An 11,712-nucleotide genomic window follows, 5' to 3' on the forward strand; every position below is an offset into this window, starting at 1 on the left:
TTATAGCGTCGACGGACGAAGGCCGCGGAACGACCCGGAAGCGCCTATCCCCCGAGGTCCGGCGTTTCGACGATGACATCGGCGGTGATCGTGCCGTCCTGCATCGGACTACCGTTCACCACGACGAGCGAACCCACTGTCAGCGACGAGACATCGAACCCCGACAGCGACAGCACCTGGGTCTGCGGGGTGACGAGAACCGTGACCGGTGCACCGTCGATGCCCTGTATCGACAGAGTCGAGCCGTCGATCGCGGTGATGGTTCCGATTGCGGCGCCGGACTCACCGAGAATCTCGGGGATTCCACCCGGCACCAAACCCCCTGGAACCGAAGGTGACACGGACGGGGGCTGACTCGGCGGCAGCGTCGGTAGCGGTGCCCGCGAAGTCGACGAGGGTCCGGCCGCCGTGGCCGGCTCCGACTTCTGATTGGACAGGACGAGAAAGCCTGCCAGCACGACGACGGCCAGCGCGACAAGGGCCACCGACGCGAGCAGCCATTTTCTGGAGGAATTGCCGCCCGACCCCGGATCCTCGGAGATGTACGCCGTCTCGCCGGTGTACATGGGCGGCTGCCCATAACTCTGACCTGCGTAGTTCTGACTGGCATAGTTCTGATTCGCCGCGTAGTGCTGGTTCGGGTCGTACGGCGGCATAGCCTGCGTCGGGTTCGGCTGGTTGTACTGGGGCTGGCCGTACTGCTGGGGCTGGTTGTACTGGGGCTGGCTGTACTGCTGGCCCGATGGATACTGCTGGGTCGGCTGATCCGGATACGACGCGGAATCCGGCAGCGGCTGGGAGTCCGGGTATGCCTGCCACGTCTCGGTCGGCTGGTCGGCTTCCGGACGGTCGGGCGGCGGGTTCGCCGTCCCGTCGTCCCACGGCCGTTCGCGCGGATCTTCCGGGTAAGTCATGTATCGAGGGTACGTCCCCACAGTCATGGCGCGCGGTAGACGAACTCCACACTCGCGCGAGAAACACCGGGTGTTTCTCGCGCGGGTGTGGAGCGGGACGCTAACCCAAGACCAACCCGTCCCCGTCCGGGCTGACGTTCACCGACACGACATCGCCGTCGCGAACCTCACCGGCCAGCAACAGCTTCGCCAACTGATCACCGATGGCCTGCTGGATCAGCCTGCGCAACGGACGAGCACCGTAGAGCGGGTCGTAACCGCGGGCGGCGAGCCACAACTTCGCCGGCGAGGTCACGTCGAGCGTCAGTCTGCGCGTCGCCAGCCGCTTCGCCAGGAAGCCGAGTTGGATGTCGACGATGGATTCCAACTGCTCCTCCGACAGCGAGTCGAACACCACGACGTCGTCGAGTCGGTTGACGAACTCCGGCTTGAATGCACGCCGGACAGCGTCCATCACCTCCTCCTTCGATCCGCCCGCACCGAGGTTCGAGGTGAGGATCAGGATCGTGTTCCGGAAATCGACCGTTCGGCCCTGCCCGTCGGTCAACCTGCCCTCGTCGAGCACCGCCAACAGGATGTCGAAGACATCCGGGTGGGCCTTCTCGACCTCGTCGAACAGCACCACGGTGTACGGACGTCTGCGAACTGCTTCGGTGAGCTGACCGCCCGCCTCGTACCCGACGTAGCCGGGAGGGGCACCGACTAGCCGTGCGACAGCGTGCTTTTCGCTGTACTCACTCATATCGATCCGAACCATCGCTCGTTCGTCGTCGAACAGGAAGTCCGCGAGCGACTTCGCAAGTTCGGTTTTGCCTACGCCGGTGGGACCGAGCAACAGGAAGGATCCCGTCGGACGGTTCGGGTCGGCGACGCCTGCACGAGACCGCCGGACTGCGTCCGACACCGCTTGTACGGCATCTTTCTGGCCGACGACACGCTTGCCCAGCTCGTCTTCCATACGCAGGAGCTTGGCGGTTTCGCCCTCCAGCATTCGGCCGGCGGGGATACCTGTCCAGGCTGCGACGACATCGGCGACGTCGTCCGGGCCGACCTCCTCCTTGAGCATGACATCGCCCTGCTTCGGCGAGGCTTCGGTCTTCTGCGCGAGTTCTTTCTCCAACGTCGGGATTCGCCCGTAGCGAAGCTCGGCGGCCTTGCCCAGGTCGCCGTCGCGCTCGGCACGCTCGGACTCGCCGCGGAGGTTTTCGAGCTCCTCCTTCAGAACGCGCACCGAATCGATGGCATTCTTCTCGTTCTGCCAGCGAGTACTGAGCTGATTCAGCTTCTCCTGGCTGTCGGCGAGTTCCGCGCGTAGCTTGTCCAGCCGTGCTTTCGACGCCTCGTCGGTCTCCTTCTCGAGCGCCATCTCTTCGATCTCGAGACGACGGACGGCCCGCTCGACCTCGTCGATCTCGACGGGACGTGAGTCGATCTCCATGCGGAGCCTCGACGCAGCCTCGTCGACCAGGTCGATGGCCTTGTCCGGGAGGAACCTCGAGGTGATGTAGCGGTCGGACAGGGTCGCGGCCGACACCAGAGCGGAGTCCGTGATGCGGACACCGTGGTGCACCTCGTAACGCTCCTTGAGACCGCGCAGGATTCCGACGGTGTCCTCGACAGACGGTTCACCGACGTACACCTGCTGGAATCGACGTTCGAGCGCGGCGTCCTTCTCGACGTACTTGCGGTACTCCTCCAAGGTCGTCGCGCCGACCAGCCGCAGTTCGCCTCGGGCGAGCATCGGCTTGATCATGTTGCCCGCGTCCATGGCCGACTCACCGGTCGCGCCGGCACCGACGATAGTGTGCAACTCGTCGATGAACGTGATGACCTGGCCCGCGGAGTTCTTGATGTCGTCGAGCACGGCCTTGAGCCGTTCCTCGAACTCACCGCGATACTTGGCTCCCGCGACCATCGAACCGAGATCGAGCGATACGACGGTCTTTCCGCGCAGACTCTCCGGCACGTCACCGGCGACGATGCGCTGCGCGAGACCTTCGACGATGGCGGTCTTGCCGACGCCGGGTTCGCCGATCAGAACAGGGTTGTTCTTGGTGCGGCGAGACAGAACCTGTACGACGCGTCGGATCTCGGTGTCGCGTCCGATGACCGGATCGAGCTTGCCTTCGCGCGCTTGCGCGGTCAGATCGGTGCTGTACTTCTCCAACGCTTGGTACGTGCTCTCGGGGTCTGCACTGGTGACGCGGGCGCTGCCGCGGACCGTCTGGAAGGCGTCGCGCAACTCGTCAGCACTTGCACCGCGGCCGGTCAGGAGCTTGGCGACGTCGGAGTCGCCCGTCGCAAGACCGACCATCAGGTGCTCGGTGGAGACGAACTCGTCGTCGAGCTCGGTTGCGAGGCTCTGGGCGGTGGTGATCGCGGCGAGTGCTTCGCGCCCGAGTTGCGGCGTTGTCGTCGATCCCGTAGCGGACGGAAGGCGGTCGACCAGTGTCTGTGCTTCACTGCGCACCGCAGCTGGATCGACGCCGACAGCCTTCAACAACGGGGAGGCGATGCCGTCGGTCTGATCGAGCAACGCCACCAACAAGTGCGCCGGACGGATATCCGGGTTTCCGGCCGCGGACGCGGCCTGCAGAGCTGCGCTGAGCGCAGCCTGCGTCTTCGTGGTGGGAGTGAAACTGTCCACCGGTCACCTTCTTTCTGCGGAGAAGAACTTCATGTCGATGGGTACAACGTTACAAAGGTTGAGTCTGTTCCGCTCAACTTAAGAAATATTGCCGGGAGCCTTCACCGGTCGACTCGCAGCAGCATGGCCACGTGAGTGCAAACGCGATACCCTCGGGCGGTCTACTTCGGAACCGTCTAGCAATGGCGGAGGTTGATCGATGCTCGATGCGCGAACTATTTCCCTGGTTCGCGCCGGTTTCAAGTCCGTTCTGGCGGCTGATGACGGACCGGCGCACCTCGCGCGGTCCTTCTACGCCCAATTGTTCGTCGCGCATCCCGAGTTTCGGTCCTACTTTCCCGCATCGATGGATGAGCAACGGGACCACTTCGTTCGAGCATTGGCGTACGTCTTCGACAACCTGGACAAGGACGACCGCGTCGAGTCGTTTCTTCGACAACTCGGACGCGATCACCGCAAGCACGGGATCGACGGATCACATTTCCGCGCAGGTGGGTCGGCCCTGATCGCAGCGTTCCGCAACTTCGTCGGCAACGAAGTGTGGACGGACGAGGTAGAAGGCGCATGGCACAGGACCCTTGCATTCGTCACCGACAACATGGCCGTCGCAGCGGACTCCGATGAACTTCCGCCCTACTGGGGTGCGACCATCGTCGAGCATCAGCGCGTGCTCGACGACCTGGCGATCGTTCGACTTCAGGTCGACGAGGGCATCCACTACTTTCCCGGCCAGTACGTCAGCGTGCAGATTCCGCAGCGTCCGAAACTGTGGCGCTACCTCTCCCCAGCGATACCGTGCAACCCTCAGGGCGAGATCGAATTTCATGTCCGACGCGTGTCCGGTGGCTGGGTCAGCCCAGCAATCGTCACCGAGTCGGTCGTCGGCGATCGCTGGGCCATCAGCCCTCCACTGGGCGGACTACAGGTCGATCGCAGCCTCCGAGACGACGTACTGATGATCGCGGGCGGCACCGGTTTGGCGCCGCTCCGCGCACAGATCATGGAGATGGCGCGATACAGCCGCAATCCCCGTGTCCATCTCTTCGTGGGCGGCACCTTTCCGCGGGACCTCTACGACATGCACACCTTGTGGCAACTGTCGCTGTCCAATCCCTGGCTAACCGTCGTTCCGGTCACGGAGGAGGAAGAAGACCCCTGGTGGCACACCACAGGGACGCACGAACTGCCGTGGGGAATGCACCACCGACTGCACGGACCGATAGGCAAAGTGGTCACTCAGTTCGGATCGTGGGCGGATCGCCAGATCCAGATCTGCGGCTCGCCGTCCATGGTTCGAACGACCATCTACGCGCTGCGCAAAGTCGGCACTCCAATGCAGCACGTGCAGCACGATCCGCTGTAATCGGCCAGTCCATCTGGGCGCTCCGCGCCCTAAATGTTCGCGCGGCCCTGCCAGTACGGATCACGAAGCTTGCGCTTGTACAGCTTTCCGTTCGGATCGCGCGGTAGCTCGTCGGTGTAGTCGACGGATTTCGGGAGCTTGAATTTGGCCAGCCGCTCCCGCGCGAACACCATGATCTCCTCGGTCAGCTCCTCGCTCGGCTCGACGCCCACCTCAGGCTGCACGACGGCTTTGATCTCCTCACCCCAATCGGCATGCGGGACACCGAAGACCGCAACATCGGCCACCTTCGGGTGAGTGATCAACTCACCTTCTATCTCGGCGGGATAGATGTTCACTCCACCCGAGATGATCATGTCGGACTTGCGATCACACAGAAACAGATACCCGTCCTCGTCCAGGTAGCCGATATCACCGAGCGTGAACAGATCCCCGACGCGTGACTCCGCGGTCTTCTTCTTGTCGTGGTGATATTCAAAGCTGGACCCGCCCATCCGCATGTACACCTGACCGGGTGTACCGACGGGAAGCTCGCTGCCGTCGTCGCCGAGCACCTTGACCACCGAATTCGGCCATGCAGTGCCGACGGAACCCGGTTTGCGCAGCCACTCCTCACCGGAAATGACTGTGCCCCCACCCTCTGTCGCCGCGTAGTACTCGGTGACGACCGGACCCCACCACTCGAGCATCCGCCGTTTCACCTCCTGCGGACACGGCGCAGCTCCGTGGATCATCACCCGCAGCGAGGACACGTCGTACTTCGCGCGGACTTCCTCCGGCAATGCAAGCAGTCGATGGAACTGCGTCGGGACCATATGGCTGTGCGTGACGCGATGCCGGTCGATCAGCGCGAGCATCTCTTCCGGATCCCACCGATCCATCAGAACTACTTTGTGCCCCAGCTGAATCGAGATCGCGACGAAATTCAGCACCGCAGTGTGATAGAGCGGCGAGCCGCAGATGTGGACGTGATCGTCGAACGGTTTGATCCCGAAGATCCCGAAGAATCCGCTCGACGCCAGGGGCACCTGGTCCGGATCTGCGCCGGTGAGCGGGCGTCTTACACCTTTCGGCTTTCCGGTCGTGCCCGACGTGTAGAGCATCGGTCCACCGGCGGTGAGAATGTCGGGTCGCTCGTCGGAACCGCCGAGATCGCGCAGCGGCGTGAACCCGTCGATCGATCCGACCGAGAACCTGCCCGGGACGCCTGCCTCGTCGGCAGCCTGACGAGCGGCGTCGGCGAAACGCTCCGATGCGACAAAGGCTTTCGCTTCGCTGTCCTTCAAGATGTACGCGACCTCAGGTCCGGTGAGATGCCAGTTGACCGCGACGATGTAGAGACCGGTCTGGAACGCTGCGAAGTAGAACGCTACGAGATCGGCGCTGTTGTGCAGCATCATCACCACGCTGTCGCCGGGTTGCAGCCCCATGTCCTGCAGCCCCCGACCGTACTTGTTGGCGTCGGAGACCAACTCGCCGTATGTGTAGCTCACGCCACCCGATTGGCCGGCGTCGACCAATGCAATCCGGTCCGGCTCCTCGGCCGCGATGTTCCAGAGTCCACCCGTTCGCGTCGCAGTCGTCATGCCCTCAATCTAGAACGTGTTCTACTAGTTGAGCAAGGCCCCCAAGGCGGTCACTTCCGACGCAGTGCGCGCCGTAACCAACAACATCGTCACTCCGGCATCCTCCCAGCGCTTCACTTCGCGACGGGCATGGTCGGCGTCGCCGATGATCATCGTCTCGGCCACCATGTCGTCGGGCACGATAGCCGCGGCCTCGGCTTTGCGGCCGGACATGAACAGTCGTCCGATCTCGTCGACCTCGCGCTCGTACCCCATTCGGCGGTAGACCTGCGCATGGAAGTTGAGCTCCGGTGCGCCCATGCCACCGACGTACAACGCGATCGTGGGCTTGAGCTCGGCGATTGCCGCCGCTCGGTCGTCGGTGAGAACCACCTGACAGGTTGCGGCGATCTCGAAATCCTTCCGGGTCCGCCGAGCTCCCGCACGCGCGAACCCTTCGTCGAGCCACGTGTCGTACATCGGCGCCAGCCGCGGGGAATAGTAGATCGCAAGCCAACCGTCGGCGATCTCCGCCGTCAATGCCACGTTCTTGGGCCCCTCCGCCCCCAGCCAAATCGGCAGGTCCGCGCGAAGCGGATGCGTGATCGGCTTGAGCGCCTTACCCAGTCCAGTCCCGCCGGCAGGAAGCCGATAGTGCGGTCCGTCGCTGGTCACCGGAGCTTCGCGCGCGAGAACCTGACGCACGATGTCGACGTATTCGCGCGTGCGCGCCAATGGTTTTGCGAACGGCTGCCCGTACCACCCCTCGACGACCTGCGGCCCGGACACACCGAGGCCGAGAATGGCGCGGCCGCCGCTCAGGTGGTCGAGCGTGAGCGCGTGCATCGCACAGCTCGTCGGCGTACGAGCCGACAGCTGCGCCACCGAGGTCCCCAACTTCACTGTCGTCGTCCGCGACCCCCACCACGCAAGCGGGCCGAATGCATCGGATCCCCACGATTCAGCGGCGAAGATGGCGTCGAATCCCGCCGACTCCGCCGCGTCGACGAGCTCCCCGACCCCCGACGGCGGCTGCGCGCCCCAGTATCCGAGCTGCAATCCGAACTTCATTTCGCACGCCTTCCATCAGACCACCCTTGCCACCATAATAAGAACCTGTTCTACTAAAAATGTGACTATGGTGAACACACCACTCAGCGCACCTCTGAACAACGCCTTCGATTACACCCGCTCGGTCGGGCCCACAATCGGAGAGTTCTTGACGGGCTTGCGCCGCAAACAGATCATCGGCGGACGCGGAAGCGACGGGAGGGTGTACGTACCACCTCCCGAATTCGACTCGGCCACAAAAGAACCGACAACCGATTTCGTCGACGTCGGATCGTCCGGCACCGTCGTGTCGTGGTCATGGGTACCTGTGCCGTACGAAGGGCAGCCGCTCGATCACCCCTTTGCCTTCGCCCTGATCCAGCTCGACGGAGCCGACACTGCGCTACTGCATGCCGTCGACGCCGGTTCGTCGGCGAACATGTCGACGGGGATGCGTGTCCACGCTCGTTGGGCAGAGGATCGGGTAGGCGACATCCATGACGTAGCATTCTTCGAACCTGGAGAGGGCAACGACCAACCTGATTCCGGTTCTGATCCCGGTGCCGAGCCTGTCGCCATGATCACCACCCCGGTCCGGCTGCAGTACACGCATTCCGCGTCGGCCGAAGAAAGCTACTACTTGCGCGGGCTCGCCGAGGGCCGCATTCTCGGCGGCCGAACCGACGCAGAGGGCAAAGTCTACGTACCCCCTCGCGGCGCCAGCCCCACTGACGGGCGGCCGACGGCAGAGCAGGTCGAACTCCCCGACACGGGCACCGTCACGACGTTTTGCATCGTCAACGTTCCATTCCTCGGGCAACGCATCAAACCGCCCTACATTGCCGCCTACGTGTTGCTCGACGGCGCCGACATCGCGTTTCTGCACCTGATCCTGGAGTGCGAGCCCGCCGAAGTGCGGATGGGAATGCGTGTGGCAGCGAAGTGGAAGCCTCGTGAGGAGTGGGGCTACACGCTCGAGAACATCGAGTACTTCCGCCCGACGGGTGAGCCCGACGCGGACTACGACACCTACAAGCACCACCTGTAGAGAGGCGAGCAATGACCGATATCGCAGTGGTGGGCTTCGCACAGGCACCCAACGTCGCGGAAACCGCAGGCACCACCAATGGTGTCGAAATGCTGGTTCCGTGCTTTCAGCAGCTGTACTCAGAACTTGGAATAAGCAAGTCCGACATAGGATTCTGGTGTTCCGGATCCTCCGACTACCTGGCAGGCCGAGCGTTCTCGTTCATCTCCGCCATCGATGCGATCGGTGCGGTACCTCCGATCAACGAGTCACACGTCGAGATGGACGCGGCATGGGCGTTCTATGAGGCGTGGATCAAGTTGATGACGGGAGAAGTCGAGACAGCTCTCGTCTACGGGTTCGGCAAGTCCTCCGCCGGCACGCTCGCGAAGGTACTCGCACTGCAGCTCGATCCGTATCTCGTCGCGCCGCTGTGGCCGGACTCGCTGTCGCTGGCCGGAATTCAAGCACGTGCCGGGATCGATGCCGGCAAGTGGGACGAACGCGCGATGGCAGAGGTCGCCGTACGCAACCGGGCGAATGCGCACCCGCTCGCGCAACTCACAGGCGTCCTCGACATCGACGAATTGCTCGCCGCCGACTACATCGCCGATCCCCTTCGTGCACACGACTGCGCACCCGTGACCGACGGAGCGTCGGCGATCGTCCTCGCTGCCGGCGACCGGGCGCGCTCGCTGCGAGAGAACCCGGCGTGGATCACCGGGATCGAGCATCTCGTCGACTCCCCCAATTTCGGCGCTCGCGACCTCACGACCGCACCTTCTGCGTACAACGCAGCACTGAAGGCATCCGGCGGGGATCTGTCGAGCATCTCGGCAGCAGAATTGCATGCACCGTTCACACATCAGGAATTGATTCTGTCGGAGTGGCTACCAGGCGGAACGACGGTGAACCCGTCCGGGGGCACCCTCGTCGGGAATGCCATGTTCTCTGCAGGACTCGAGCGCATCGGGCATGCCGCAACTCGCATATTCGACGGCAAGGACAGCAGAGTTCTCGCACACGCGACGAGTGGGCCTCTGCTGCAACAGAATCTGGTCGCCGTCATGGAGGGAAAGTAAGTGAGCAAGCACCCCGCCGCCGTCCTCGGCACCGGTCAGACACACTACGTCGCCAAGCGTCACGACGTCTCGATGTCCGGGCTCGTCCGTGAGGCCATAGACCGTGCCATGCAGGACGCCGAGGTGACCTGGGACGATATCGACGCGGTCGTCGTCGGCAAGGCTCCTGACCTGTTCGAAGGCGTCATGATGCCGGAGCTGTTCATGGCCGACGCCATCGGCGCTACAGGCAAGCCGCTCCTTCGTGTCCATACCGCCGGGTCCGTGGGTGGATCTACTGCGGTGGTGGCGTCGCAACTCGTGCAGTCGGGCGTGCATCGACGCGTACTCGCGGTGGCGTGGGAGAAGCAGTCCGAAAGTAATGCCATGTGGGCGTTGTCGATTCCGGTTCCGTTCAACATGCCGGTCGGCGCAGGCGCGGGTGGATACTTCGCGCCCCACGTCCGCTCGTACATTCGCAGGTCCCACGCACCCGAGCACATCGGTGCGATGGTCGCCGTCAAGGATCGACTGAACGGCAGCATCAATCCCTACGCGCACCTCAAGCAGCCCGACATCACCTTCGAATCGGTGCAGGCATCGCAGATGCTGTGGGACCCGATTCGATACGACGAGACCTGCCCGTCCTCGGATGGTGCCTGCGCTGTAGTCATCGGCGACGAGGAGACCGCGCGCGCACGCGAGGCCGATGGGAAGACCGTCGCCTGGATTCATGCGACGGCGATGCGAACCGAGCCTACGACGTTCGCCGGGCGAGATCAAGTGAACCCGCAGGCTGGACGCGACGCCGCGGCCGCTTTGTGGAAGTCGGCCGGTATCACCGACCCGCTGGAGGAGATCGACGTCGCAGAGATCTATGTTCCGTTCTCGTGGTTCGAGCCGATGTGGCTAGAGAACCTCGGGTTCATGGCCGAAGGTGAAGGATGGAAGCTCACCGAGGCAGGAGACACGGCCATCGGAGGACGGTTGCCGGTCAATTGTTCCGGCGGTGTGTTGTCGTCCAATCCGATCGGCGCGTCAGGGATGATTCGATTCGCCGAAGCCGCGATGCAGGTAATGCGGCGCGCGGGCGATCACCAGGTCGAGAACGCCAAGAAGGCCCTCGGTCACGCGTACGGCGGAGGGTCACAGTACTTTTCGATGTGGGTAGTAGGGAGCGAGCAGCCATGAAGTACACCGTCGGAATCGCGATGACACCGTTGCACGAGCTGACAGCACTGGCGCAGACCGCGGAGGAGTGTGGCTTCACCTCGATTGCACTTCCGGATTCGTTGTTCTACATGCAAACTCAGTCCGCGGACTACCCCTACACGCCGGACGGTTCGCGGATGTGGAACGAAGAGACTCCGTGGGTCGACCCGTTGATCGCGGCCGCCGCGATGGGTGCGGTGACGACGAGAATCGAGTTCTACACCCAGGTGCTCAAGTTGGGTTCGCGCAATCCAGTACTCCTGGCACGTCAAGTCGGATCGGTTGCCGCGTTGACCGGCAACCGGTTCGGATTCGGCGTCGGCATCGGTTGGGCACCTGAGGAATTCGAATGGTGCGGAGTGCCCTACGCCAAACGTGGGAAGCGCGTCGACGAGATGATCGAGGTCATCAAGTCGATCCTCGGCGGCGGCATGGTCGAGCATCACGGCGAGTTCTACGACTTCGACAAGCTGCAGATGAGTCCTGCGCCGACGAAACCGGTTCCGTTCTACGTGGGCGGCCACACCGACGTCGCGTTGCGGCGAGCAGCGCGTGTCGGAGACGGTTGGACGTCGGCGATGATCAAGTTCGACGATCTGGTGTCCGTCATCGCCCGGTTGAAGGAGCTACGCGCGGAGTACGGGAAGGCCGACGAGCCGTACGAGATTCAGACGGTGTGCATCGACCGATTCGGCAAGGACGGGTACGCCGAGCTGGAGGAGGCAGGCGTTACCGACATCATCACCGTGCCCTGGATCTTCGACGGCATCGGATTCGACGGCCCGCTCGAAGCCAAGAAGGACTCCATGCGGAAGTTCGCCGAGATCTATATTCACTGAAGGCCTCCGGCCCAGTGATGTAAGGGCCTCCAGC

General features: G+C 63.4%; 9 protein-coding genes. 5 read left to right on the forward strand and 4 right to left on the reverse strand.

All coding sequences use genetic code 11. The annotated features are described in order from the left end of the window. Positions 1-44 precede the first annotated feature (44 nt). The gene (locus WDS16_RS18575) at positions 45-914 is read right to left on the reverse strand and encodes a DUF5666 domain-containing protein (protein WP_338886666.1); all 870 of its coding nucleotides are present in this window, start codon (positions 912-914) and stop codon (positions 45-47) included. A 100-nt stretch (positions 915-1,014) separates the two neighbouring features. Continuing rightward, complete coding sequence (gene clpB / locus WDS16_RS18580; RefSeq protein ID WP_338886667.1) at positions 1,015-3,561, reverse strand: ATP-dependent chaperone ClpB; 2,547 nt, start codon at positions 3,559-3,561, stop codon at positions 1,015-1,017. Positions 3,562-3,760: 199 nt separating this feature from the next. Between clpB and WDS16_RS18585 the strand changes: the two genes are divergently transcribed. Continuing rightward, positions 3,761-4,924 carry a globin domain-containing protein gene (locus WDS16_RS18585; protein WP_338886668.1) on the forward strand — a complete coding sequence of 388 codons (1,164 nt, stop codon included), beginning with the start codon at positions 3,761-3,763 and terminating at the stop codon, positions 4,922-4,924. A gap of 29 nt (positions 4,925-4,953) precedes the next feature. Here WDS16_RS18585 and WDS16_RS18590 read toward each other — a convergent pair whose 3' ends face one another. Continuing rightward, positions 4,954-6,510, reverse strand: a complete 1,557-nt coding sequence (locus WDS16_RS18590) for an acyl-CoA synthetase (RefSeq protein WP_338886669.1) — start codon at positions 6,508-6,510, stop codon at positions 4,954-4,956. 24 nt (positions 6,511-6,534) lie between these two features. After that, a complete protein-coding gene (locus WDS16_RS18595) occupies positions 6,535-7,560 on the reverse strand; it encodes an LLM class F420-dependent oxidoreductase (RefSeq protein ID WP_338886670.1) in 1,026 nt (341 codons plus the stop codon). 67 nt (positions 7,561-7,627) lie between these two features. Between WDS16_RS18595 and WDS16_RS18600 the strand changes: the two genes are divergently transcribed. Genes WDS16_RS18600 through WDS16_RS18615 form a run of 4 tightly spaced genes read left to right on the forward strand, consistent with a single transcriptional unit; the run spans position 7,628 to position 11,678 of the window. Next, positions 7,628-8,587: a Zn-ribbon domain-containing OB-fold protein gene (locus WDS16_RS18600; RefSeq protein WP_338886671.1), complete on the forward strand. Its 960-nt coding sequence runs from the start codon at positions 7,628-7,630 to the stop codon at positions 8,585-8,587. A gap of 11 nt (positions 8,588-8,598) precedes the next feature. Continuing rightward, positions 8,599-9,648 carry a thiolase domain-containing protein gene (locus tag WDS16_RS18605; RefSeq protein WP_338886672.1) on the forward strand — a complete coding sequence of 350 codons (1,050 nt, stop codon included), beginning with the start codon at positions 8,599-8,601 and terminating at the stop codon, positions 9,646-9,648. Continuing rightward, on the forward strand, positions 9,649-10,818 hold the full coding sequence (locus WDS16_RS18610) for a thiolase domain-containing protein (protein ID WP_338886673.1): 1,170 nt from the start codon (positions 9,649-9,651) through the stop codon (positions 10,816-10,818). After that, a complete protein-coding gene (locus tag WDS16_RS18615; RefSeq protein ID WP_338886674.1) occupies positions 10,815-11,678 on the forward strand; it encodes a TIGR03619 family F420-dependent LLM class oxidoreductase in 864 nt (287 codons plus the stop codon). The genes WDS16_RS18610 and WDS16_RS18615 overlap by 4 nt, the downstream gene beginning before the upstream one ends. The last annotated feature ends 34 nt before the right edge of the window (positions 11,679-11,712 follow it).

Origin of the sequence: Rhodococcus sovatensis (assembly GCF_037327425.1) — a bacterium.
GTDB lineage: Bacteria > Actinomycetota > Actinomycetes > Mycobacteriales > Mycobacteriaceae > Rhodococcoides > Rhodococcoides sovatense.